A 24,634-nucleotide genomic window follows, 5' to 3' on the forward strand; every position below is an offset into this window, starting at 1 on the left:
CACGGCGGCGTGCGCATCCCGACCGCAGAACGAACTACAAGGGGAATATCGTGACCTTCGCCACCGCGCGCCGCGCGCTGCTTCTGTCCGCCACCGCAATGCTGGCGCTGCCGGCCGTTGCCACCGCTCAGACGGCTGATCCGTCGCAGGCCAATCAGGCTGCGTCACTCGCCACGGCGACCGATAGCGGCCTCGACGAGATCGTCGTCACCGCGGAGCGTCGCGAGGAGAACCTGCAGAACGTGCCGGTGTCGGTCAGCGCGCTGCGCGGCGATGCGCTGCGTCAGTTCCAGTCGGGCGGCGAGGACATCGTCGCGCTCGCCGGCCGCGTTCCCGGCCTGTATGCCGAGACGACCACCGGCCGCATCTTCCCGCGGTTCTACATCCGCGGCCTCGGCAATATCGACTTCTATCTCGGCGCGTCGCAGCCGGTGTCGATCATCCAGGACGATATCGTCCTCGAACATGTCGTGCTGAAGTCGAACCCGGTGTTTGACGTGGCGCAGGTCGAGGTACTGCGCGGTCCGCAGGGCTCGCTGTTCGGCCGCAACACGACCGCCGGCATCATCAAGTTCGACACGATCCGCCCGTCGATGGATTTCCAGGCACGCGGCAACTTCTCCTACGGCAGCTACAACACCGTCACCGCTGACGTCGGCGTCGGTGGCCCGATCGTGCAGGACAAGGTCGCGTTCCGCGTGTCCGGCCTGTACCAGCGCCGCGACGACTGGATCGACAACAATTTCACCGGCACCGGCTTTGACGGCACCCGCGGCGGCAAGGATGCGCTGGGCGGCTTCGAGGAGAAGGACGCGCGTCTCCAACTGCTGTTCACGCCGATCGAGGATCTCTCGATCAACCTGTCGGGCCATTATCGCGATTATGACGGTACCTCGACGATCTTCTATCGCAACGCACTGCCGATGGGGAACAACAAGCCCAAGAGCCGCCGCGACCGGACCTCGCAGGACGAGGCTTTCGACAACCGTCAGGCGTATGAAACTTACGGCGGATCGGCGAATATCGCGTGGGATTTCGGCGGCATCACGCTGACCTCGATCACAGGCTATGAGACCACCTCAGGCTTCAGCCGCGGTGACACCGACGGCGGCGCGGCGGTGAACTTCCCCGTCAATGGCGTGCCCAACGGCTACGGCCAGAGCCAGGGCAACGTGCGCGATCTCGATCAGTGGACACAGGAAGTGCGCCTCGCCAGCAGCGGCGACAGCGCCTTCAAGTGGCAGGTCGGCGGCTTCTATTTCGATAGCCGCGATACGACCGATTTCTACCAGCGCCGCTTCTTCCTGACGGCGCCGTTCGTGGCGTCGAACCCGAACACCAACAATCCCGACAATTGGGTCCGCCTGCGCAACGTCAACACCTCCTGGGCGGTGTTCGGTCAGGCGAGCTACACCTTTGATCGCCTGACGCTGAGCGGCGGCGCGCGCTACACCGAGGATCGCAAGCGCACCAACCTGGTGCGCGCGGCGATGACCGGCGCGACGGTGAACTTCCCCGCCACCGCGCCGCGCAACGTGCGCCTGGTCGGCAAGGAGCCGAGCTGGGATCTGTCGGCACTGTATGAGGTGGCGGATGACGTGAACGTCTTCGCTCGTGTCGCGCGCGGTTTCCGCGGCCCGACCATCCAGGGGCGCTCGGCGGTGTTCGGCTCGGCCTTCACGACGGCCGATTCCGAGACGATCATGTCGTACGAGCTTGGCTTCAAGAGCGAGCCGTTCTCGAATCTGCGCCTCAACGCCACCGCGTTCCACTGGAACGTCGATGACATCCAGCTCAACGGCAACGATGCCGACGGCAATGGCGTGCTGTTCAACGCCGACAAGGCGACCGCCTGGGGCGTCGAGGCGGAGCTGGAATGGCGCCCGATCCGCAACATCAGCTTCTCGCTGGGCGGCAACGTGCTGAAGACCGAGATCAAGGACGATCGCGTCTATGCGCCGGTTTGCGCCCTCAACGGTCGCGTCACTTGCACCGTCGAGGATCCGACGATCACCCGCACGATCTTCGGATCGCCCGCAGTGCTGGCGCAGATCGACGGCAACCCGCTGCCCAACGCGCCCAAGTGGCAGCTCAACGCCGCGGTCCGTTACGACATCCCCCTGTGGAACGAGGGAAATCTGTTCGTCTCGGGTGATTTCAACGTCCAGGGCTACACGAACTTCGTGCTGTACAAGACGCGTGAGTTCTACTCGGACGGCAATTTCGAAACCGGTCTGAAGGTCGGTTATACCGATCCCGGCAACCGCTACGAAATCGCCGCCTTCGGCCGCAACCTGTCCGGCGAGAAGAACCTGAAGGGCGTGATCGAGAACTACAACGCCGCGGTGTACAACGAACCGCGCATCATCGGTGTCAGCTTCGCGGTCAAGACGCGCTAATCGGGGGAGGGTCGGGCGACCAACGTCGTCCGGCCTCACCTCATCAATGAACGAAGCGCGCCACCACGTCGCGATAGCTGCGGCTCACCTTCACCTGCGCGCCTGAATCGAGCACCAGGAAACATTCGCCATTGGTATGCGGCTTCACCTGCCGCACCTGATCGAGGTTGACGATCGTCGAGCGGTGCACCCGCTGGAACCGTCGCGGATCGAGCCGCTTTTCCAGATCCTTCATCGTCTCGCGCAGGATCAGCGTGTTGTCCGCCGTCTTGATGCACATGTAATCGCCCGCTGCCTCGACGATCTCGATCGTATCGACATCGACGCGGAAGATTTGCCCGCGATCCTTGACGTTGATCAGCTTCTCGAATCGGCTTGATGTGTGCCCGTCGCCACCATCTACGATCTCGGCCGCCGCTTCGGGCGCGTGCTCTGCCAGCGCCTCCTTCAGCTTCTCCGCTTCGCCGACGCTCGATTTCTCGGCGAGCCGCAGGCGCACGCGATCCAGCGTGTCGGCGAGCCGCGCTTCCTCCACCGGCTTCATTAGATAATCCACCGCCTGCGCCTCGAACGCGCGCAACGCATGGTCCGAATAAGCGGTGACGAACACGAACAGCGGCGGCTCCACCTCCATCAGCCCCTGGACGACGGAAAAGCCGTCGAAGCCGGGCATCTGGATGTCAAGGAAGACGAGATCGGGCTTGTGGGTCTTGATCGCGCTAATCGCTTCGCGCCCGTTCTGGCACTTGGCGATGATCTCGACGTCGTCGTGCGGCTCCAGCCGGAGCTCGAGGCCCTGGATCGCGAGCGGCTCGTCGTCGACGAGAATGGTGCGGATGGTCATGGTAACGTCGTTCTCCGATGCGATGCCGCCTGGCCGTGACGATCGGCCGAGCGGTGATCAAACTTCACGCCCCCGAAATTTCCCTTTTTACCCCAAGTGAAACGGTATCTCGATCTCCACGCCGAAGCCCCCTGCTGGCATGGCGCGGATTTCAAAACGGTGATCCGTCCCGAATGATTGGACCAGTCTCTCCCTGATATTGGCAATGCCGACGCCGGTTGAAAGGCTCGGCTTGTTCTTTGTCGGCTGCAAGCCCGGGCCCGTATCCGATACGCCGATCCGCACCCGATCACCGACCAGCCGCGCAGTGACGCAGATTTCCGCTCCTTCCTCCTTGGGCGTGACGGCATATTTGATCGCATTCTCGACCAGCGGCTGGAGCAGCAGCGACGGCAGGCGCGCGCGCTCCGCCGCGGGATCGATCTCGAACTTGGGGCGCAGGCGATCCTCGAAGCGCATTTTCTCGATCTCGAGATAAAGCTTCAGCGTCTCCACTTCCTGCGACAGCGGCACATGCGCGGTCGGCTCATTGGCAAGCGTGTAGCGCAGAAAGCTCGACAGCCGGCTGAGCATCGCGTTGGCCCGTTCGGTCTGCTTGAGCAGCACCAGGGTCGAGATCGAGTTCAGCGTGTTAAACAGGAAATGCGGGTTGAGCTGGTAACGCAGCATGGCGAGCTGCGCCGAGGACGCCTGGGTCTCCAGATGCTGGAGCTGATCGATCTGTTCCTCGACGATCAGATAGAAATTGATCCCGAAATAGAGCGCGGACCAGCCGGCGAGCACCGTGAAGTTGAGGAACAGCGCCCCGATCAACAGCGTCACGTCGACGCCGGGTGTCGGCAATGCAATGAAGCTGAACGAAAAGGTGTCAAGCAACGCATAGAGGAAGGTTGCCGCGCCAAGCGTCATCACGGTCAGGATGATCGCGGTGATGCGCGGCAACCCCCGATAATAGCCGTAGAGCACGGAAAGCAGCAGCGTGATGCAATAGCCGACGATCGTCTCGACAATGTTGGTGATGACGCCTTTCAGCGTAAAGCCGTTCGAGATCGACGAGACCGTGCGCAGGATCAGATAGCCTGACCAGCCGGCCGCCTGAAGGATCCAGAAGGCCCGCGACTTGTCTTCGAAGAACGGCCGAACCGTTAAATTGCTCGGCCGGATCGGCGAGGCCGAAGGAGCAGGAGCGGGGAGCGTCGACGCCATCCAACGCCCTCTACACGCCTGTTCGCCGCGGCGCAAAAGGAAGGGCCGCCGCTTGCGGGTGCAAGCGGCGGCCCTGGAGATTCAGCCTGTTATGCGCGGATCAGAACTTGAAGCGCGCACCCAGGCGGATGAAGTACAGTGACGGACGGATTTCCGGAGCCGCATCGTTCGGACGGACTGCGCCCGAATAGCGGTATTGTGCGCACGGCTGGTTCGTCGAGGTGTTGATCTGGCCCGTTCCGGGCGCCGTCCCGGTCGGCACCGCGGCGCTCAGGCACTGAACGCGAACCACGTCCTCGATGTAGGGGAACACGGCCTGCCGGAACCCGCCCCAATTCTTGTTGAGCAGGTTAGGCACGTTCTGGATGTCCGCGAAGACCGACAGCTTCGAATTGCCGAGGAACGTCGGAATTTCCTGCTCCAGATGCAAGTCGATCCGAGTGTAGGCCCGGGCACGAGCAACGTTACGCGGCGCGATCTTCCCGCGGTACTTCTTCAGCACCGAGTCGTTGATCAAAGATTCGACCGCATCCTGCGTTGCCTGCGAGTCATAGCTGACGAGCGCGTCGCCGCCGGCCTGCGGCACGTAGAGGAGATGACGGTCGTCACGGCCCGTCAGGCCGAAGACGGCGCTGCGCTGCGTGCTGCCGAAATCTTCCATCGTGTAGCTATACGGACGACCCGCCTGGGTTTCGCCGAACAGCTGGACGATAGTGCGAGCATCACCGAAGAGGGCGCGGTCGAAGCCGACGCCATATTTGAACGCCCAGGCGACCTGATCGTTAGCGGTGCCATAAGCGGCCCGATCGCCGAAGAACGCCCCGTTCGCGTAGTTCGAACCCGCCGTCGACGACGTCGCCGGGGTCTCGTCCTTCACGTCTTGCAACGAGTAGGCGAAGTTCAGCATCAGGCCGAAGTCAAACGTCTTATCGACCCGAACCACACCGACGTGGCTGCGACCGCGATCCCCGTTGCGCAGAACGATGTCGGTATTGGTGTTGGTGCCCACCGATGGCAGCGGACCAAAGCGCGGGCGGCCGTCTGGCAGGGTGCCAATCTGGGTGGAACGATAATCGACGAACTGGATCGAGTCCTTTGTGCGGCTGAAGTAATAGTCCGCACCGAAGCGCCAGCCGCCACCCAGGAAGTCACGCGGCGTCCAGTCGGCCGACAGAGTTGCCTTGTAAACCGACGGGATGCGGAAATCGCGATCGAGCGCATTGATGTTGGCGAGCGGGTTGGCACCGGTGTTCGGGATCAGCCCCTGAAGCTGCGTCGGGATGCTGCTGCCGGACACGTTGTTCAGAATGGCTGCGCCGACCGCCGGATCGAGGAACCCGCCGTTCACGGTGAAGCCGGTAGCCGTCCGCTGGATGTTGACCGAGTTGATCCCGACGCCGCCAACGCCGGCACCTGCGTTCGAGTAGCTGTTCGACAGGTACACGTCAGGCGTACCGCCGCCAAAGATGCCGAAACCGCCACGCAGCTTCACGTCGTCGATTGGTTCCCAGTTTACGCCGATGCGGGGCTGGAAGAGGCCAATACCCTTGAAGTTCTTGGTATTCGGGAAGCCGTAGCGCTGCTGGAAGCCGGCGTTGAACGGGATGTCGTTCGCGGCGTCGAACAAGTCGTAGCGCATGCCGAACGAGGCGTTGAGGCGATCGGTAATCTGCCAATCGTCCTGAATGCCAAACGTGTACTGACGATACTTGAAGTCCGCTGCCGCGTCGTTGACGTCACCCGATGCAGGACGCTGGAAGGTCACCGAATTGGCGCGACGTGACTGGAAGTCCGCCAGCGAGTCGAAATAGTAATTGCCGGTCGTGTTCTGCAGGAACAGGTTGAAGACACGGATCTCATCATACTGCGCGAACGCCCTGAGATCATGACCGTTCATGTTCAGGCGGGCGAGCACGGAACCCGAGTAGGTGTCGGTGTAGAATTCGTTCGACTGGCGCGAGCTGTCCGGACCGAAGAAGAGGCGTGCTGCACCGTTGGTGCACTGGTTGGCCGCGCCGCCCGAGGTCGCGTCGGTGCAAACGCCGAACTGCGCAAATTCATTGCCGTTCAGCGAAAGCGCGCCCCGCTCGTAGCTCTTGTAGAGGAAGCGAGCCTCGGTCGAAAAAGCTTCTGTCCACTGGGAATTCAACTGCGCGATGCCGGCGCGCAGCAGCTCGGTTGCCTTGTAGGCGTTCGAGGACAAGCCGTAGGAGGGCTGCGAGTTGCTGGTGCTCGAGTTCTGAAGGAAGTTCGCTTCGTCGTACGCGTTGATGTAGCTCAGCGACAAGCGATGGTCGTCGTTGATGTTCCAGGTGATCTTGCCGACGATCTTCTCGTCCTTTTCGGTCGAGGTCAGCAGCGGCGTGCCGGCGTCGAAACCATAGACCGAGTTGGCGACACCGGCGACGGTGTCGATCAAGCCCTGCGTCAGACCCGGAACCTGGCCGGGCGTAGGCGACAGCGGGTTGCCTTCGGTGTTCTTCTCACCCGAGATCATGAAGAACAATTTGTCCTTGATGAGCGGGCCCGAAAGCGTCGCACCATAGGTCTCGCTCTTGAAGTCGAGATTGGTGTCGATGCCGCGACCGATGCGCTCGCCGGTCAGGCCGTCCGTGTTCTGGCTGTAGAAGGCGTTGCCGTGGAACTCGTTGGTGCCGGTGGTCAGGATCGCGTCGATCGCGCCGCCCAGGAAGTTGCCCTGGCGCACGTCATACGGTGCGACCGAGGTGCTGAACTGACCAATCGAGTCGAGCGGCACCGGGCCACGACGGGTGGGGTTCGCGTCCGGGTTGAGACCGAAGTTGTCGGACACGACAACGCCGTCGATCGAGAACCGGTTGTAGCGCGGGTTGATGCCGGCGAACGAGATCGAGCGGCCACCACCGGCAGTTTCTTCGAAGCGCGCGAACGGATCGCGGCGGGCGAGGTCACGAATGTCGCGATTGATCGAGGCGACCCGGCCGATCTCGCGCTGGGTCAGGACGGTCTGTGGGCCGTCCGACGTGACGCCGCCGCGCGACAGCGCAGATGCGGTGACGACGATGTCGTCGCCGGCTTCGCTGCTGGCGAGGTCGATCGGGAGGTCGTAAGGCTGACCGACGACCGTGAACACGTCGGTCACGGTCGAGCCGCCCGAGGCGCTTGCCACTTCGATGCTGTAGGGGCCGCCCGGACGCAGATTGCCGACGCTATAGGCGCCGTTCGCATCAGTGGTGGTGGTGGTGCGACGGTTCGTGCCGGTGTCGATCACCGTCACCGTGGCGCCCGCAACCGGCGCCCCCGCTGCGCTGACGCTGCCGCGGATGGTGGAGGTCGTCTCCTGAGCCATCGCACCAGCCGGCGCGATGAGCGCGACCACGGCCGCACCCAAGAACAGGTTATGTCGCATCTGTATTCCCCTTGCGAGCGCGTTCGCTCTGTTGCGTCCGGTACGTGCTTCTGATCCGGTCCAGGGTCGTTTGCACGACCCTTCCGGCGCGCCGATGGGCTTGTAATATTTCGCTTCGATGACAATCGGGAGGGGATTTCACGCGGAACCCAATTCCGCTTCGCTGCGTTGCAAAAAGGCGACAGCTATGTCCATCAGCCGGCGGCGTGCACGATCCCCCGCCAGCCCGCCTCATCGACAACTCGAATTCCAAGTTCCGCGGCCTTTCTCGCCTTCGAGCCGGCACCCGGCCCGGCGACGACGAGATCGGTCTTGGCCGACACCGAGCCCGATACCTTGGCCCCGAGTGATTCGGCCTGGGCCTTCGCTTCGTCGCGACTCATTGTTTCCAGTGCGCCGGTGAAAACGACGGTCTTGCCCGACACTTCGGATGCGCGGGTTTCGTGAATCACGTCCGCGGGCGTGATCTCCGTCAACAGGTCGGCCACCGCCGCGTCGTTGCGCTCCTCCGCAAAGAAGTCGATCAACGCCAACGCTACTTCGGGGCCGACCTGCTTGGTATCGACGATCGCGGCGAGTTCCTTGGCGGTGCGCGCGAGGTGCTTGTCGTCGCTCTCGCCGATCGCCTGGAGCATCGAGTCGCGGGTCTCGATCCCGGCCTGCACCATGGCTCGGAACGCCGCCCAGCTTGTCCAACGCCGCGCGAGATCGCGCGCGGTGACCTCGCCGATGTGGCGGATGCCGAGCGCGAACAGGAAGCGGTCCAGCGGCGGCTGGCGCTTGGCGTCGATCGCGGCGATGAGGTTGCGGGCCGACACTTCGGCCCAGCGTTCGCGGGCGAGCAGTTGCTCGGGCGTGAGGCGGAAGATGTCGGCCGGACGAGCGATCAGCTTGTCGGCGTAAAAATTCTCGATGTTGGTGATGCCCAGCCCTTCGATGTCGAGCGCGTGGCGCGAGGCGAAGTGGCGCAGGCGCTCAATCGCCTGCGCCGGGCAGACGAGTCCGCCCGAACACCGCCAATCGACCTCTCCGGGCTCGCGCACCGCTTCCGATCCGCATTCCGGGCAGTGGGTGGGGAAGTGCCACTCGCCACGTGGTTCGCCGCGGGTGAGGTTGTCGACGATCTGCGGGATCACGTCGCCGGCGCGCTGGAGCACCACGCGGTCGCCGGGCCGCACGCCGAGCCGTGCGATCTCGTCGGCATTGTGCAGCGTGGCGTTACGCACGACCACACCGCCGACGGTGACCGGCTCCAGCTTGGCAACAGGAGTGAGCTTGCCGGTGCGCCCGACCTGGATGTCGATGTCGTTAAGCGTCGTTTGCGCGCGCTCAGCCGGGAATTTATGCGCGATCGCCCAGCGCGGGGCGCGGGCGACGAAGCCGAGCCGCTCCTGCCAGTCGAGCCGGTCGACCTTATAGACGACGCCGTCGATGTCGTAGGGCAGATCGGCGCGCTGTGCTTCGATGCCGCGGTAATGGGTGAGCGCGTCTGCGGCGGTGGCGACGCGGGTGAAGCCCTCTGCGACCGGGAAGCTCCAGGCGCGGATCGCCTCGATGACGTCGACCTGCGTATCGCCCGGGATCGCACTCGTTTCGCCCCAGCCATGCGCCAGGAAGCGCAGCGGGCGGCTGGCGGTGACGCTTGCGTCCTTTTGGCGCAGCGATCCCGCCGCCGCGTTTCGCGGATTGGCGAACTGGCGCGCTTCCTTGCCTGTCTCCGCTGCTTCGTCGGCCAACCGCTGGTTGAGTGCGGTGAAATCCGCCTTGGCCATATAGACCTCGCCGCGAACCTCGAACACGTCGGGCGCTTCGGCCGGAAGCGTCTGGGGAATGTCGGTGATGGTGCGGGCGTTGGCGGTCACGTCCTCGCCCGTCGTGCCGTCACCGCGGGTGAGCGCTTGCACGAGGCGGCGCTTTTCGTAGCGGAGCGAGCAGGACAGGCCGTCGATCTTGGGCTCAGCGGTAAGCACGACGGGCGAATCGTCGGCGAGGCGAAGGAAGCGGCGGACGCGGGCGACGAACTCCTCGACTTCTTCATCGGAAAAGGCGTTGTCGAGGCTGGTCATGGCCTTGGCGTGCGCCACCTTGGCGAGGTGCCCTGCTGGCGCAGCGCCAACCTGCCGCGAGGGCGAGTCGGCGCGGATGAGGTGCGGGAAGGCAGCCTCGATTTCGTTGTTGCGCCGAGCGAGCGTGTCGTACTCGGCGTCCGAGATCTCGGGAGCGTCGCTGGTGTGATAAAGCCGGTTGTGATGCGCGATCTGCGCCGCAAGCGTCTCGAGTTCGGCGGCGGCTTCGGCTTCGGTGCGCGGGATCGAGGTCATAGCTGCCCTCTAGCCCGTTCGCCCCGATATTGTCGAAGGCGAACGGGAGGACCGGACAGGTGATCAGTGCGTTCCAGGTACCTTGGGTTCGACGCCGTGCACCGCCTCATCCTCATGCACCTCGATGATGCCGCGGCCGAGGTGCGACGCGCGGTAGCTGTAGCCATAATAGATCAAAAGGCCGACCGCGCCCCAGATCGGCAGCACCAGCATCGCGTCCAGCGGCAGGTTGAAGAACAGGAAGATGCATCCCGCGATCGTGAGCGGCCCCATCAGCCATAGCGCCGGCGTGCGGAAGTCGCGCCGACGATCCGGTGCAGTGCGGCGCAGGATCATCACCGCAAACGCCACCATCATGAAGGCATAAAGCGTGCCCGCATTGGCGATGTCGGCCAGCTTTCCGACCGGCAGGAACGCTGCCGCGAACGCTACCGCAGCGCCGGTCAGCGCCGTAACGATATAGGGCGTCTTCCACTTCGGGTGCACGGCGGAGAGCTTCTCCGGCAACAGGCCATCGCGGCTCATCACGAAAAAGATGCGCGTCTGGCCGAACATCAGGATCAGGATCACCGACGGCAGCGCCAGGAAAGCGGCAATGCCAAGCATGTTGCCGACGCCCGACCAGCCGATCTGGCGCAGCACATGGGCGAGCGCCTCGTTCGAGCAGACGAGCGGCAGATCATTTGCAGCGAAGGTGGCGCACTGGCGCGCCAGTTCCTCCGACCCGGCCGGGAAGGGAACGCCGTTCGGCCCCAGGATCGGCTGGCCGCCAACAGTGCCGATCGCGCCAGCCGCGACGAGAATGTAGAAGATGGTGCAGAACAGCAGCGAACCGACCAAACCGATCGGCACGTTGCGCTGCGGATTCTTGGTTTCCTCCGCCGCAGTCGAGACCGCATCGAAGCCGACATAGGCGAAGAAGATCGTCGCAGCGGCGCCCACCGCCCCCAAACCCGAGCCGAAGCCGCCAAACACGCCGGCCGGCAGGAAGGGATTGAACTTGTCGGTGGAGAATTGGTCTGACGGCAGCGTCAGCAGGACAAAGGCGGTAAGCGCGGTCACCTTGATCGCGACCAGCACCGCATTGACCCGCGCGCTTTCCGTGGTGCCGACCATCAGCAGCCAGGTGATGAGCAGCGAGATCAAGACCGCGGGCAGGTTGATGAACCCACCTTCCACGCCCCCCAGCGCCAAGGGCGCGCCGGACAGCCACGCGGGCAAGTGTATCCCCAGGAATTCATTGAGGATCGTGCCCGTGAAATAGCCCGACCAGCCGACCGACACCGCACTGGCGGCGACGGCATATTCGAGGATCAGCGCCCAGCCGACCGTCCAGGCCAGCACCTCGCCCATTGTCGAATAGGTGTAGGTATAAGCGGATCCGGCGACCGGAATCATCGCGGCGATTTCGGCGTAGCAGAAGGCGGCGACGATGCAGATCGCGCCGGCAATCGCAAAGGCGAGCATCAGGCCGGGTCCGGCCTTTTGCGCGCCGGCGGAGGTCAGCACGAAGATGCCGGTGCCGATGACGCAGCCGATGCCAAACAAGGTGAGCTGGAACCAGCCCAAGGTGCGATGCAACGACTTCTTCTCGGCAGTCGCCAGAATGGCGTCGAGCGGCTTAACTCGGCCAAAGATCATGTGCGGCCCATCCCCCGGGGTGCGCGGCCTTATCCGACCGCTGATGTCACGAAAGGTTGGAACCTAGCGGGAGATCGGCGGCGCGCAAAGCCTTTGAGGGCGTTCCGTCGCGCGGGTGCGACATTTTAGTTACGTCCTTGACTATCCACGGCCATCGTTCTGCACCAGCATCGGGCCAAGGGGCCGGCCAGCGAGGATGTGAACGTGCAGGTGCGGCACTTCCTGATGGCTGTGCGGACCAGCATTGGCGAGCAGGCGATAACCCGGTTCAACAAGCCCCGCCTCGCGCGCCACCAGGCCCACCGCGCGGACGAAGCCGGCGATCTCGGCATCGCTGGCGCGCATCGAGAAATCGTCCCAGCTGACGTACGGCCCTTTGGGGATCACCAGGATATGCGTCGGCGACCAGGGCGCGATGTCGTGGAACGCCAGCGCGTGATCGTCCTCATAGACCTTCTTCGAAGGGATCTCGCCACGCAGGATGCGCGCGAAGATGTTCTGATCGTCATAGGGCAGGGTGGCATCGACGGGCATGAAACTCACTCCGGGCGGAAGGAGAGGGGACGGCCGGCCTTTTCGTCATGGCCCGACTGGCCTTCGCGGCGGGCGAGCTCTTCGCGAATGTCGTTCAGCGACAGCCCGGCGTCGGCGAGCAGGATGAGCAGGTGGAAGATCAGGTCGGCCGCCTCGGGTACGATGTCCTTGTCCTCGCCCGAACACGCGGCAATCACCGTCTCCACCGCTTCCTCGCCGAGTTTTTGCGCGATCTTGTGGCGGCCCTGAAAGAACAGGCTGGCGGTGTAGGAGCGGACGGCAGGGCTGTCCTTGCGGGAACGGATCGTCGCTTCGAGACGGTCGAGAATGTCGTCGGCCATAGGCGACGCGAGGTGCCGCGCGCGCGGGGCGAGGTCAACCTTTGCGGTTGCGATTACGCAGCGCACGGCGGGTAAGCCACACGGCAACTGCGGCGACGACGAACAATGCGACGTCGGACAGCTCGGGGCCGGTGCGAGGGGTGGAGACGGCGGCGCTGGACGCGAGCGCGGGCGTGATCATGAGGGATGACAGCAACAACATAGACCGTTCGGGCTGAGCTTGTCGAAGCCCTGCCTTCCTCAAAAAGAAAGTACAGCCCTTCGACAGCTCAGGGCGAACGGTCGTTTAGTCCAGGCGAGCTTAGCGAACCGTCAATGTGTCCGCACGGGCACGCCGGCTCTCGCCAGCGCCGCATGCGCATCGGCAATCGTCGCCTCGCCGAAGTGGAAGATCGAGGCCGCCAGCACCGCCGAGGCATGCCCGTCCGTCACCCCGCGCACGAGATGGTCGAGGTTGCCCACCCCGCCCGATGCCACCACCGGCACGCTCGTTCGATCAGCGACTGCGCGGACCAGATCGAGGTCATAGCCATCGCGCGTGCCGTCGCGATCCATCGAGGTGAGCAGGATTTCGCCCGCGCCGAGATCGGCGAGGCGGAGGGCGTGCGCTATCGCGTCAATGCCCGTCGCGCGGCGACCGCCGTGGGTGAAGACCTCCCAGCCTTCCCCGACGCGCCGCGCATCGACGCTGGCGACACAGCACTGGCTGCCGAAGCGCTCGGCAATGTCGGCCACCACCTCGGGCCGCGCGACAGCGGCGGAATTCACCGCCACCTTGTCGGCCCCGGCAAGCAGCAGCGCACGCGCATCATCTGCCGTCCGCACACCGCCGCCGACGGTGAGCGGCATGAAACAAACCGCCGCCGTGCGCCTGACGACGTCGAGGATCGTGTCGCGCCCCTCGTGGCTGGCGGTGATGTCGAGGAAGCAGAGCTCATCGGCACCGGCCGCGTCATAGGCGCGAGCTTGTTCAACCGGATCGCCGGCGTCGATCAGGTCGACGAAGTTGACGCCCTTCACCACGCGGCCGTTCGCCACGTCGAGGCAGGGGATGACGCGTGCGCGGACGGTCATATTCCCCACCCGCTTGCGGGAGGGGTTAGGGGAGGGGCTGTGTGCTGAAGATGTCGTTCACGCAAAGGCGCGAAGGCGCGAAGAGAAGAACGGGTTCTCACAGAGAGCGCTGAGCCCGCTGAGATGCTGCGCTCTCGGGCAGCAAAGCGTTGGAGCCGGAAAGACAATGCCTGCGCGCTGCCGCGCGCGTGCTCTCTCTGTGTTCTCTGCGCTCTTTGTGAGAACCACAAATCTTGGCGCCTTCGCACCTTCGCGTGAACCATCACGCCGCCGCCGCCACGTTCAAAGCGGCCGCAAGATCGAGTCGCCCATCGTACAGCGCCCGGCCGGTGATCACGCCCTCGACCCCGTCGCGGGTGTGCAGCGCAAGGACGTGGATGTCGCTGATACCCTTCACGCCGCCGCTGGCGATCACCGGGATCGACACGGCGCGTGCGAGATCAACGGTGGCCTCGACGTTGCACCCTTTCAGCAACCCATCCCGGCCGACGTCGGTGAACAGCAGGGCGGCGACGCCGGCGTCCTCGAAGCGGCGGGCGAGGTCGACTGCGCTGGTGGTAGAGACATCGGCCCAGCCCTTGGTCGCCACCATGCCGTCGCGCGCGTCCACCGCGACGACGATGCCGCCCGGGAACGCCGCCGCCATGTCGCGGACGAACTGCGGCTTCTCCAGCGCCGCCGTGCCGATCACGACTCGCGCCACGCCGGCGTCGAACCAAGCTTCCACGCTCGCGGGCGTCCGGATGCCGCCGCCGAGCTGGACGTGGCCTGGGAAGCGCTCGACGATCGCACGCACCGCCTCGCCGTTGCGGCTTTCGCCGGCAAAAGCGCCGTCGAGATCGACCACGTGAAGATGGCCGGCGCCTGCTTCAGCGAAGATCAACGCCTGCGCGGCGGGATCGTCGCCGTAGATGGTGGCGCGGTCCATGTCGCCCTCGGCGAGGCGGACGACTTGGCCGGCCTTCAGATCAATGGCGGGGAAGACGATAAGGCTCATGGACGCCACTTCAGGAAATTGGCGAGCAGAGCGAGGCCGTAGCGCTGGCTCTTCTCGGGGTGAAACTGGACGCCCACGATATTGTCACGGCCGATCGCGGCGGTGACCGGGCCAGCGTGGTCGGTGCGGGCGATCACGCCTTCGCCGTCATAGGCGTAGCTGTGAAGGAAATAGGCTTCGCCGGCAGGGATGAGCGAGTGATCGCCGAGCGGCGTTACGTCGTTCCAGCCCATGTGCGGGACCTTGGCATCACTGCCTGCCGGATCGAGCCGGCGCACGCTGCCTGCGAACCAGCCGAGGCCGCGGTGCTCGCCGAGTTCTTCGCTACGTTCGGCAAGCAATTGCATGCCGACGCAGACGCCGAGGAACGGCGTGCCTTCATTGAGCACACGCCGGCGCAGCGCCGATTCGAGCCCGTCCACCGCGCGCAGGTTCGCCGCGCAGGCCCCGAACGCGCCGACGCCGGGGAGGACGATACGATCGGCGCGGGCGATCGCATCGGGATCGGCGGTGATGGTGACGTCGGTTGCGCCGGCGGCGCGCAGGGCGTTTTCGACCGAGTGGAGGTTGCCTGATTGGATGTCGACGAGGGCAAGCATCTATTTCCCTTCCCGCTTGCGGGAAGGGTTAGGGGTGGGCGTGTCGACGGGCGCTGTGGCTTTGACGGACCCGCCCGCGTCGCCTCCACCAGGCGGGAAGGGAGTCACAGTACGCCTTTCGTGGAGGGAATCGCGTCGGCCTTGCGCGGATCGATCTCGATTGCCTGGCGCAGCGCGCGGGCGAGACCCTTGAAGGCGCTTTCGGCGATATGATGATTGTTCTCGCCGTGCAGCGTTTCGACATGCAGCGTGATTCCAGCGGCTTGCGCAAAGCTGTGAAACCAGTGTTTGAACATCTCAGTGTCCATCTCGCCGAGCCGCTTCTGGCTGAACTCGGTCTTCCATACGAGCCACGGCCGGCCCGAAATGTCGAGCGCGACGCGCGTCAGCGTCTCGTCCATCGGGGAGAGCGCGTCGCCGTAGCGGCGGATGCCACGCTTGTCGCCGAGCGCCTGGGCCACCGCCTCGCCGATCGCGATGCCGGTATCCTCCACGGTGTGATGCTGATCGATGTGGAGATCGCCGACGGTTTCCACGTCGAGATCGATCAGCGAGTGGCGCGACAGTTGCTCCAGCATGTGATCGAAGAAACCGACGCCGGTCGACACGCGGTAGCTGCCGGTGCCGTCGAGATTGACGGTGACCGCAATCTTGGTTTCGCTGGTGTCGCGGCGGATCGTGGCGGTGCGCATGGCGCGAGCACATAGCGGAGCCGCGACGCCATGCAATCTTGACCAAGCGTTTGGGGCCGCTACCCATGTAACAAATGGACGACCAAGCACCCGATAGCCTGATTCCGTACGACGAGATCGTGCAGGAGGCCCTGCGCGCCGTTGTTGGTCGCGTCCTTGGGTCGGTGGCGACCGGCGGCGGGCTGCCGGGCGAGCATCATTTCTACATCACCTTCAAGACGCATGCGGCGGGGGTCGATATTCCGCAGCGGCTGATCGAGCGCTTTCCTGATGAAATGACGATCGTGCTGCAGAACCGCTTCTGGGATCTGACGGTGGATGCCGAGCGATTCTCGGTCGGCCTCAGCTTCAACCAGGTGCCGTCCAAGCTGGTGATTCCCTATTCGGCGATCACCGGCTTCCACGATCCGGCGGTCAACTTCGAGTTGCGCTTTCAGGCGACTGAGGGGCCGGACGAGGGGCCCGAGCCGCACGATCCGGCGGAGAATGACGGCTCTCCCGCTGGCGCCGAGGATGGCTCCAACGTGGTCAGCGTGGATTTCAAGCGGAAGAAATAGCCGAACCTCGCGGGCCGGTTCGCCCCGGCTCGCGTGCAACCGAACCGATCTTCCATCGCTTGAACCCGCAAACTTCCGCGGGATGAACAGCCATGACGACACGGACGGAAACCGACTCGATCGGCGCCATCGAGGTGCCGGTTGACGCTTATTGGGGCGCGCAGACGCAGCGTTCGATCGAGAACTTTCCGTTCGGCGCGACCGAGCGCATGCCGATCGGCATCGTTCATGCGCAGGCGATCGTGAAGCAGGCCGCGGCGCGGGTGAACGCCAAGCACGGGCTCGACCCCAAGATCGTCGCCGGGATCGAGGACGCTGCGGAGCAGATCACGTTGGGCAGGCTGGACGGGCAGTTCCCGCTGGTGATCTGGCAGACAGGCTCCGGCACCCAGACCAACATGAACGTGAACGAGGTGATCGCTGGCTATGCCAACGAGCAGCTCGCCGGCACGCGCGGCGGCAAGTCGCCGGTGCATCCCAACGATCACGTCAACATGAGCCAATCGTCCAACGACAGCTTCCCGACCGCGCTGCACGTCGCCACGGCAATCGCGACTCGCGACCTGCTGCTGCCGGCGCTCGATGCGCTGACGGCGGCGCTCGCTGCGAAGGCGCAGGCCTGGGACCATATCGTCAAGATCGGGCGCACCCACACGCAGGACGCGACGCCGCTGACGTTGGGGCAGGAGTTCTCCGGTTATACCGCGCAGCTCGTCAGCTGCCGCGCGCGGATCGAGGGCGCGCTGAACGACAACATCCGCAAGCTGGCGATCGGCGGTACCGCGGTCGGCACGGGGCTCAATGCGCCGGAGGGTTGGGCCGAGGACATGACTGCGGCGATCAGCGACATCGCCGGTTGGGAGTTCGAGAGTGCGTCCAACAAATTCGAGCAGCTTGCTGCAAAGGACGGGCTGGTGTTCTTTTCCGGCGCGCTCAACACGCTGGCAGTGGCGCTGAACAAGATCGCCAACGATATCCGTTTTCTGGGATCGGGACCGCGGTCGGGCCTTGGCGAATTGTCGCTGCCGGCCAACGAGCCGGGCAGTTCGATCATGCCGGGCAAGGTCAATCCGACACAGTGCGAATCGCTCACGATGGTGGCCGCGCAGGTGATCGGCAACCATCAGGCGGTGACGATCGGCGGTATGCAGGGGCATTTCGAGCTCAACGTCTTCATGCCATTGATCGGCGCCAACGTGCTGCGGTCGATCCACTTGCTGGCGACCGGCATGACGAGCTTCGCCGAGCGCTGCGTGGAGGGGATGCAGGCGAACGAGCGACAGATCGCAGACCTGGTCGGCCGGTCGCTGATGCTGGTCACGGCGCTGGCGCCCGAGATCGGCTATGACAATGCCGCCAAGATCGCCAAGCATGCGCACGAACATGACCTGACGCTGCGCGAGGCGGGGCTGGCGCTCGGGCTGGTGGATGGCGAGACATTCGACCGCGTGGTGCGGCCGGAAGCGATGCTGGGAACCTGATCGACGGCGGCGTGGTTGTTGGGCCGTAACGAAAGGATTTTACATGCTTCGGTCCATCATCGGCGCTCTTGTGGGCAAGGAAATCGATCAGCGCGACGGCCGTGGCGGGCTGAAGGGGGCAGCGATCGGAATGCTGGCGGCGCGCGCGGTGACGCGCACGGGGCCACTGGGTCTGCTGCTTGGCGGCGGCTATGTCGCCAAGAAGATGTACGATCGCCGCCGCGCATCGAAAGGCATGGCCGGGCGCGGGGTGCGGTGATCGCACGCTCGGACTCCCAGTTCATTTTCGTCATCCTCGCGTAGGCGGGGATTCATAGACGCGAAAGCTTGCGATAGAGCCGGAACGTCGGCGCATATGGATCCCGCCTACGCGGGAATGACGCAGAGTTGGACAAACCAATCTTGACGCTCGCGCCCTCCGCGCGGCACTAGCGCGCATGCCCGCTTCCACCCCGACCGATCCGCACGGCTTTCGCCGGCGCGGCGTGCTGTTCGTCCTGTCCTCGCCCTCAGGCGCCGGAAAATCGACGATCGCGAAGAAGCTGCTCGCCGCGGAGCCCGAGCTGTCTATGTCGGTTTCCTACACCACCCGCGCGCCGCGACCGGGCGAGGTGGATGGCAAGGATTATCACTTCGTTTCGCTGGATCGCTTTCGCGAAATGGCGAACAATCACGAATTCCTCGAATGGGCGCACGTCTTCGACAATCGTTACGGCACGCCCAAGGCCGATGTCTTCCATACGCTTAGCGAGGGGAAGGACATCCTGTTCGACATCGACTGGCAGGGCGCGCAACAGCTTCATCAGCTCGCCGGGGGTGATGTGGTGCGCGTGTTCATCCTGCCGCCATCGATGGCGATCCTGCGGGACCGGCTGGAGAAGCGTGCGACGGACAGTCAGGGTGTGATCGATGCTCGCATGGCGCGCGCAGCAAACGAGGTAAGCCATTGGGATGGCTATGATTACGTCCTGGTCAACGACGATCTCGAACATTGCTTCGAGTGCGTGCGGATGATCCTGGCTGCCGAGCGCCTGAAGCGTTCACGGCAGACCGGGATCATCGGGTTCATCCGCAGTCTGCTGAAAGCGGGCGGTTCAGCGGAGTAAGTGTAGAAAGCGCACTGCCGCGTCGAAGTCGCGGCGTTTCGCGGCGCTTGCCTCCGCGGCGATCGGATCTTCGCCCCATTGTTCCGCCTGCCAGGTCTCGTCGATTGTCGCCGCGGTCCATAGGGCGTCGGCGTCGATCGCGCCCTCCGCCAACGCGAGCGCGCCGACCAGCGAGCCAGAGATGGTGACGATCGGCTGAAGCGCCACAAGGGCGAACGGCGGACGGTTTGCGAGCGCGGTGCCGAGGCGCGCCACCGTTGCCGGAGGCTGCGGTTGATGCATCAATCCGCTGACCGTCACGAAGTGAACGTCGTAGCGATCGCGTGCCCAATCGAGCAGCGGGTCCCACGCGGCCTTTTCGCGCTCGATCAGTTCGGCCGGAGAATCCGCGCGATAGTAGAAAAGGTCGCTTTCCGCATAAGCGGCCATGCCAGCAGCAAAGGCGGTCGGATCAGGCACGACTCGGTCGATCGCGGCATTGGCGAGCCCGGTGAGCGGCATGGCGCGTGGATCGAGCGTTTCGCCCACTGCGCGCCATTCCGCCGCAACGGCTTCCGCCAAGGCGGTCGCAGGGAGAGCGAGCGGTGCGCGGCCGGGGGTGCGCACAGGACGATCATCGAGGCGGATTGCGCCTTCTCCATCCACCGAAACTTCTTTCCAGAAGCGCTTCATTCTGTTGGGCTTTTCCATCGATGAGCAAGGGCGCGCGGCAGCACCGCCATGGTCCAGAGCGAGACGAGCACGACGGCGCCGCCGAGCAGCTTGCGCCCGGTCTCCTGACCTTGCGCCAGCAGAAGGACGCCGATCACCGCCGCCATCGCCGTCACCAGTCGGATAAGCACCAGTGCGAGCCAGCGCGGGCGAGCAGGGTCGGTTGCCATAGCACGTCTATGAACGATGCGTGCGTGTGGCGCCAGTCGCGACCAGCCGGTGGCATGGCGCGCCCAAATGGCCGGCAACCTCTTGGTTACAGATCATCTTTATGGTTTATCAGCAGGACATAGCGAGAGCGGGCCCGGGGGGGCAGGCCTCAGCCTTACGAGATCTGGAAGCGGGAACGGCGATGGTTGGCGCGGCAGTTTTTGTTTATGGTTTGTTGGTGAGCTTCATCTTCTCGGGCGCGTCGCGGAATGCGAAATTGCGCCGCCCGAACCCGCCAGTGCTGGATTATGTCGGCTATGTCCTCTGCGGGATCACCGCGGGCGCCTCGCTGGTCCTGTTTGCGCATGCGGCGGGTTCGTCGGTCGGCATGCCGCTGCTGGCGCTTACCGTTTAAGAGAATTTTAGGCGCATTTTTCGGCGAAGACTCCCGCCCGATCGCGGATAGATCGGGCGGATTTCGGCGATGATCGGCGATCCCCGGCAATAATCAGCCAGTTCGATCCCCACGCCCGCGCCGTTCGCCGCGACGGGCCTTGCGGACCTGTTTGGCGTGCGCGCGCGCCTTGGCCTTGCGATCCTCGCGGGTCGGTTCGGGCCGGGTGTCCATTGGCATCATTTCGCCGGACATTTCCTCGAACCCGAGACCCTTGAGGCTTTCCGCAAAGTGCGTGGGCAGGGAGGCGGTGACGTCGATCTCGCCGCCGTCGGGATGATCCACGCGGATGCGCCGGGCGTGGAGGTGCATCTTGCGGCTGATTCCGCCAGTAAGAAAGGCGGCGGGGCCGCCGTACTTGCCATCACCAACGATCGGGTGCCCGATCGCGGCCATGTGGACGCGCAACTGGTGCGTGCGGCCGGTGAACGGCTGGAGCTCGACCCAGCACGCGCGGTTGCCGGCGCGCTCGATCACGCGGTAGCGGCTGCGCGCGGGCTGGCCGTTCTCCTCATCGACATGCATCTTCTCGCCGCCGGTGCCGGGCTGCTTGGCGATCGGCAGGTCGACCGTGCCGTCATCGATCGACGGCACACCGACGACCAGCGCCCAATAGACCTTCTTGGCGGTACGGCTGGAGAAGGATTTGGCGAAGAAGGCCGCGGCGCGTGCCGAACGCGCCACGAGCAGCGCGCCCGACGTATCCTTGTCGAGCCGGTGGACCAGCTTGGGCCGGCCTTCCGATTCGAACTGAAGCGCGTCGAGCAGGCCATCGACGTGCGCGGTCGTCTTGGTGCCGCCCTGCGTTGCGAGACCCGGCGGCTTGTTGAGGACGAAGGCGGCGGCATCGCGGTGGATCACCATTTCACGCGCAAAGGCGATTTCATCTTCGCTGAGCGGGGGGCGTTCGCGCTTCGGCCTCGCACCTGTATTGACGCGTTCCGGCTCAGGCGGGGGCAGGCGGAGCACCTGGCCGGCGCTGATGCGATCACCGGGCCCGACTCGCGCGCCGTCCAGCCGCAACTGTCCAGTGCGCGCCCATTTTGCGACGGTGGTAAAGCTGACGTCGGGCAAGTGCCGCTTGCACCAGCGATCGACGCGAATGCCGTCGTCATCATAGCCGACGGTGAACTGGCGAGCGGTATCGGTCATGCCATCACCCGCGTGAGTTGGAAACCGGCGGCGAGCGCGGCGACCGAGCCGATGACCGAAACCATCACATAGACGAGCATCTGCATCCAGGCGCCGCGTTCCAGCATCAGCACCGCGTCTAGCGAGAAAGCGGAAAAGGTGGTGAAGCCGCCGAGCACGCCGACGCCCAGCAGCAGCCGCCACCAATCGCCATTGGCGAGCCGCGCCACCGTGCCGGCCAGCACGCCCATGGCGAGGCCGCCGGCGATATTGACGATCAGCGTGCCGAACGGGAAGGCGGGGCCAAGCGTGGCCAAAGCCGCGCGGCCCACGAGATGGCGCAGCCCGGCGCCGATCGCGCCGCCCGTCATCACCAGGAACAATGCATTCATTTGCCGGCCTTAGGCGCAAATGGTGGTTGGGGAAATGGTGGGGTGCGGGTGAAGAGGGGCGGGCGGTGCTTGATTGGGTCGGCGTGGCGCGCGGTTGTTCTGGCCGTGACGTCGTCCCGGACTTGATCCGGGATTCAACGTTCGGCGGGCGTTGTCGCTTGTGCCTCTAGCCGTGGTGTCCGCGGCGCCTTGGATCCCGGATCAAGTTCGGGATGACGAAGTGTATCTCGCCCGGCGGCTTGATTCACCTGATGCCATCAGCGTTGTGCCGTGAGAGCAGCAAGCCTCGTCATGCCAGGCGTGTCCCGGCATCACGGTAGCTTTTTGGCAGGTGTCGGCTTCAAGCAGATAGCGCCGGCCCTCATGAGCCGGCAGGGGCTTGGCGAGTCTCAATCGCCGCCGTCGACCATCAGGTCGGCGGTTGTGCCGCCGCCCTTGCGCGGCTTCAGGATCAGCATGAAGGCGGCGCCGTTCTTGGTGCCGGCGAGGATGTGCTCGTCCCCTTCTGCCTGGTGTTCCGCGCGATAGCCGGCGTCGGAGGTGCGGGTGTAATACCAGTCGAGCAGGCGCTGCATCGGCGCGGCGCTGGCGAAGCTGACGACGCGCAGGGCGCAGCCTTCGCGGTCGGCGCCGGCGGCTTCGGCGACCTGCGCGTCGGGATAGAGCGGCGCGCCTTGGGGCAGGCGGTTCGCCCAAGCGGCGGAGTAAGTGACGTTAGCGGCGCATTGTGCCGAGGCACCCTGACTGGCGGCGAGTGCCCCGAGCGTCAGCGCCCGGCGGGCGGCGGCGCATTGCTTGCACGTGCCGGTGGGCGGCGGGGCGGAGCGTACTTCTCCTTCAACGGGCTTGTGCGCCGCGTCCGCAATGCCGTCCGGCGGGACTGCGCCCGATTCGGGCTGAACGGGCGGGCGGACGGTGTCAGCATTGGCCTGCTGTACGAGGCGCGGATCGACCATGATCTGGTCCTTGAGCGCGCTTTGCAGCACCGGATCGCTGGCGCTGGAGGCGCCGTTTTCCTGGATGATGCTGTTGTCGAGATCCGACACCGCCGTCTTTTCGTCCGGCGTCTGGCCACAGGCGGTTGCGACAAGTGCAAACGCCGGCACGACTCGGTTGACCCACCCCATCTACGATCCCCCTGTAATTGCCTGAGCGTTGCCTTGCCACTTCGTCCCCCGGCCCTGAGCTGGGGTCCCGCTTATCCGTCTCGCGCGCGAAGGCAGCGGGAGCCCGGGTCAGGCCCGGGATGACGAGAACAAGAACGTCCAGGCTCGCCTGTCTCCGATCTTTGGAGCTAGCCGGCCCATGTTAAGGAAGCGTGGCTTTGTGTGTCTTGGTCTTGCAACACACCGCCGCTATTCCCATGTGCCGGTCATGCTCAACATCGTCTCGATCTTGATTGGCCTTGTCACCCTCGCTGCGGGTCTCGTTGCCTTCTTGCCGCTGCTGGGCTGGCTGAACTGGTTCGTGATTCCGGTTGGGATCGTTGGTGCCGCGGTTGGGGCTCTGTCGTCTTCGAACGGCGGGCGTAACCTCAACATCGTGCTGATCGTGATCTTCACGCTTCGCCTGATGCTGGGCGGCGGGATCTTCTGATCCGCCGCGCTCGGGTGCACTAAGGGGCGACCACCACACAGCTGACGCCGGACTTGGCGCAGGCCGCCTGTGCGGCGGCGCGCGAGGCGAAGCCGGTTGCCTGAAGGCGGGTTACAGTGCCGGCTTTGACGTAGCTGGGGCTGCCGCCGGTTCGCGCGCCGACCTTGCTCCACAAGCCCCGCGCGTTGCTTTCATCGCGGAAGGCGCCGAGCTGGATCCGCCATGCGCCGCCAGATGCGCGCGGCGGAGACGCCGGCGCGGCGGCAGCGCGCGCGGGGGCAGGCTTGGGCGCCGCTGTCTTGGCGGGCGCGGCGACCGCAGGGCGCGGCGTCGGGGTCGCAGCGCCGGCGGGGGCGACCAGCGGCGTCGCAACCAAGCGAGCGCGAGCGTCCGCTTCGTATTTGCGTGCGAGTTCCAGCCCGTCCCGGCGCTGCGCCTCCGGAATATATCGATCCATCTGCGCGAGCGTCTGCGAGGCCTGGGGCAGGCCCTGCTGCGACGAGCGCGTGACCAATGCATAGGCGCGCACCCAATCACGCGGGACGCCATCGGCGTTGAACAACATGGTGCCGAGCACCAGTTGCGTGCGCTTTTCGCCGCGGGCGACCGATTTTTCGAGCCACGGCAGCGCCTCGGCCTTCTTGCCGTCCTGGAACAGCGCCAGCGCGTAATTGTCGATCGCCTGCGCGTGGCCCTGAACGGAGGCCTTGCGGAACCATTCGATCGCGACCGGCAGATCGGTGGGCACCCCGCGGCCAAGCTTATACGCCTGACCCAGATTGAACTGCGCGTCGGCGTCGCCGGCCGTGGCAAGCGGGCGCCAGATCTCAACGGCGGCCTTATAGTCGCCGCGGCTCCACGCATCGACGCCCTGCTTCACATTCGCAGCTGCCGGTGCCGCTAGGAACGCTGCAATGACCGGCCACGCAAAATACGCATTTTTCATTCGAGCCAACCCCAATCATCCCCCGCCAGGATCCGTGCCGCTCCGGGGCGACCTGGACGCGCTAGGTTACCGCA

25 protein-coding genes are annotated in these 24,634 nt (G+C 65.0%); 7 read left to right on the forward strand and 18 right to left on the reverse strand.

Annotation, left to right across the window (positions count from 1 at the left end):
- Positions 1-50: 50 nt before the first annotated feature.
- Positions 51-2,399, forward strand: a complete 2,349-nt coding sequence (locus SPHI_RS07650; RefSeq protein WP_076744301.1) for a TonB-dependent receptor — start codon at positions 51-53, stop codon at positions 2,397-2,399.
- A 43-nt stretch (positions 2,400-2,442) separates the two neighbouring features.
- Here the strand turns inward: SPHI_RS07650 and SPHI_RS07655 are convergent, their stop codons facing one another.
- From SPHI_RS07655 to hisB, 12 genes are all read right to left on the reverse strand, one after another.
- Positions 2,443-3,243 (reverse strand): LytR/AlgR family response regulator transcription factor, encoded by an 801-nt coding sequence (locus SPHI_RS07655; RefSeq protein ID WP_076744302.1) that lies wholly within the window; start codon positions 3,241-3,243, stop codon positions 2,443-2,445.
- An 87-nt stretch (positions 3,244-3,330) separates the two neighbouring features.
- Positions 3,331-4,449 (reverse strand): sensor histidine kinase, encoded by a 1,119-nt coding sequence (locus tag SPHI_RS07660; protein WP_076744303.1) that lies wholly within the window; start codon positions 4,447-4,449, stop codon positions 3,331-3,333.
- 100 nt (positions 4,450-4,549) lie between these two features.
- Positions 4,550-7,837, reverse strand: coding sequence for a TonB-dependent receptor (locus SPHI_RS07665; RefSeq protein WP_076744304.1), 3,288 nt, complete (start codon positions 7,835-7,837; stop codon positions 4,550-4,552).
- Positions 7,838-8,031: 194 nt separating this feature from the next.
- On the reverse strand, positions 8,032-10,158 hold the full coding sequence (gene ligA / locus SPHI_RS07670; protein ID WP_076744305.1) for an NAD-dependent DNA ligase LigA: 2,127 nt from the start codon (positions 10,156-10,158) through the stop codon (positions 8,032-8,034).
- Between the two features lie 63 nt (positions 10,159-10,221).
- Entirely contained in the window at positions 10,222-11,799 is a 1,578-nt protein-coding gene (locus SPHI_RS07675) for an amino acid permease (RefSeq protein ID WP_076744306.1), read from the reverse strand.
- A gap of 141 nt (positions 11,800-11,940) precedes the next feature.
- Entirely contained in the window at positions 11,941-12,333 is a 393-nt protein-coding gene (locus SPHI_RS07680) for a histidine triad nucleotide-binding protein (RefSeq protein ID WP_076744307.1), read from the reverse strand.
- 5 nt (positions 12,334-12,338) lie between these two features.
- Positions 12,339-12,674, reverse strand: coding sequence for a phosphoribosyl-ATP diphosphatase (locus tag SPHI_RS07685; protein WP_076744308.1), 336 nt, complete (start codon positions 12,672-12,674; stop codon positions 12,339-12,341).
- A 34-nt stretch (positions 12,675-12,708) separates the two neighbouring features.
- Complete coding sequence (locus SPHI_RS14955) at positions 12,709-12,870, reverse strand: hypothetical protein (RefSeq protein WP_158049654.1); 162 nt, start codon at positions 12,868-12,870, stop codon at positions 12,709-12,711.
- Positions 12,871-12,986: 116 nt separating this feature from the next.
- Positions 12,987-13,748 carry an imidazole glycerol phosphate synthase subunit HisF gene (gene hisF / locus SPHI_RS07690; protein WP_076744309.1) on the reverse strand — a complete coding sequence of 254 codons (762 nt, stop codon included), beginning with the start codon at positions 13,746-13,748 and terminating at the stop codon, positions 12,987-12,989.
- A 262-nt stretch (positions 13,749-14,010) separates the two neighbouring features.
- Entirely contained in the window at positions 14,011-14,745 is a 735-nt protein-coding gene (gene hisA, locus SPHI_RS07695) for a 1-(5-phosphoribosyl)-5-[(5-phosphoribosylamino)methylideneamino]imidazole-4-carboxamide isomerase (protein WP_076744310.1), read from the reverse strand.
- Positions 14,742-15,344 carry an imidazole glycerol phosphate synthase subunit HisH gene (gene hisH, locus SPHI_RS07700; protein WP_076744311.1) on the reverse strand — a complete coding sequence of 201 codons (603 nt, stop codon included), beginning with the start codon at positions 15,342-15,344 and terminating at the stop codon, positions 14,742-14,744. Before hisH ends, hisA begins: the two co-directional genes overlap by 4 nt.
- A 104-nt stretch (positions 15,345-15,448) precedes the next feature.
- Positions 15,449-16,036, reverse strand: a complete 588-nt coding sequence (gene hisB / locus SPHI_RS07705; protein ID WP_076744312.1) for an imidazoleglycerol-phosphate dehydratase HisB — start codon at positions 16,034-16,036, stop codon at positions 15,449-15,451.
- Positions 16,037-16,110: 74 nt separating this feature from the next.
- Between hisB and SPHI_RS07710 the strand changes: the two genes are divergently transcribed.
- The 4 genes from SPHI_RS07710 (at position 16,111) to gmk (ending at position 19,180) form a co-directional block, all read left to right on the forward strand.
- Positions 16,111-16,593 (forward strand): SspB family protein, encoded by a 483-nt coding sequence (locus SPHI_RS07710; RefSeq protein WP_076744313.1) that lies wholly within the window; start codon positions 16,111-16,113, stop codon positions 16,591-16,593.
- A gap of 92 nt (positions 16,594-16,685) precedes the next feature.
- Complete coding sequence (gene fumC / locus SPHI_RS07715) at positions 16,686-18,074, forward strand: class II fumarate hydratase (protein ID WP_076744314.1); 1,389 nt, start codon at positions 16,686-16,688, stop codon at positions 18,072-18,074.
- A gap of 43 nt (positions 18,075-18,117) precedes the next feature.
- Positions 18,118-18,333 (forward strand): hypothetical protein, encoded by a 216-nt coding sequence (locus SPHI_RS07720; RefSeq protein WP_076744315.1) that lies wholly within the window; start codon positions 18,118-18,120, stop codon positions 18,331-18,333.
- Positions 18,334-18,511: 178 nt separating this feature from the next.
- Positions 18,512-19,180: a guanylate kinase gene (gene gmk, locus SPHI_RS07725; protein ID WP_076744316.1), complete on the forward strand. Its 669-nt coding sequence runs from the start codon at positions 18,512-18,514 to the stop codon at positions 19,178-19,180.
- Here the strand turns inward: gmk and SPHI_RS07730 are convergent.
- Both SPHI_RS07730 and SPHI_RS07735 read right to left on the reverse strand, forming a co-directional pair.
- Positions 19,169-19,852: an ATP12 family chaperone protein gene (locus tag SPHI_RS07730; RefSeq protein WP_076744317.1), complete on the reverse strand. Its 684-nt coding sequence runs from the start codon at positions 19,850-19,852 to the stop codon at positions 19,169-19,171. The two genes, gmk and SPHI_RS07730, sit on opposite strands and share 12 nt — an antisense overlap.
- A complete protein-coding gene (locus SPHI_RS07735; protein WP_076744318.1) occupies positions 19,849-20,061 on the reverse strand; it encodes a hypothetical protein in 213 nt (70 codons plus the stop codon). Before SPHI_RS07735 ends, SPHI_RS07730 begins: the two co-directional genes overlap by 4 nt.
- A gap of 218 nt (positions 20,062-20,279) precedes the next feature.
- On the opposite strand from SPHI_RS07735, the gene SPHI_RS07740 reads away from it, so the two are divergent.
- Positions 20,280-20,456, forward strand: coding sequence for a hypothetical protein (locus tag SPHI_RS07740; RefSeq protein ID WP_408640478.1), 177 nt, complete (start codon positions 20,280-20,282; stop codon positions 20,454-20,456).
- A 93-nt stretch (positions 20,457-20,549) separates the two neighbouring features.
- On the opposite strand, the gene SPHI_RS07745 is transcribed toward SPHI_RS07740, so the two are convergent.
- From SPHI_RS07745 to SPHI_RS07755, 3 genes are all read right to left on the reverse strand, one after another.
- The gene (locus SPHI_RS07745; RefSeq protein WP_076744320.1) at positions 20,550-21,647 is read right to left on the reverse strand and encodes an RluA family pseudouridine synthase; all 1,098 of its coding nucleotides are present in this window, start codon (positions 21,645-21,647) and stop codon (positions 20,550-20,552) included.
- Positions 21,644-22,018 carry a fluoride efflux transporter CrcB gene (crcB, locus tag SPHI_RS07750; RefSeq protein ID WP_076744321.1) on the reverse strand — a complete coding sequence of 125 codons (375 nt, stop codon included), beginning with the start codon at positions 22,016-22,018 and terminating at the stop codon, positions 21,644-21,646. Before crcB ends, SPHI_RS07745 begins: the two co-directional genes overlap by 4 nt.
- A gap of 389 nt (positions 22,019-22,407) precedes the next feature.
- Positions 22,408-23,145: a hypothetical protein gene (locus SPHI_RS07755; RefSeq protein ID WP_076744322.1), complete on the reverse strand. Its 738-nt coding sequence runs from the start codon at positions 23,143-23,145 to the stop codon at positions 22,408-22,410.
- Positions 23,146-23,392: 247 nt separating this feature from the next.
- Between SPHI_RS07755 and SPHI_RS07760 the strand changes: the two genes are divergently transcribed.
- Positions 23,393-23,614: a hypothetical protein gene (locus tag SPHI_RS07760; protein ID WP_076744323.1), complete on the forward strand. Its 222-nt coding sequence runs from the start codon at positions 23,393-23,395 to the stop codon at positions 23,612-23,614.
- 19 nt (positions 23,615-23,633) lie between these two features.
- On the opposite strand, the gene SPHI_RS07765 is transcribed toward SPHI_RS07760, so the two are convergent.
- A complete protein-coding gene (locus tag SPHI_RS07765; protein WP_076744324.1) occupies positions 23,634-24,560 on the reverse strand; it encodes an SPOR domain-containing protein in 927 nt (308 codons plus the stop codon).
- Positions 24,561-24,634: the final 74 nt, after the last annotated feature.

Source organism: Sphingomonas jeddahensis (genome assembly GCF_001981525.1).
Classification (GTDB): domain Bacteria; phylum Pseudomonadota; class Alphaproteobacteria; order Sphingomonadales; family Sphingomonadaceae; genus Sphingomonas; species Sphingomonas jeddahensis.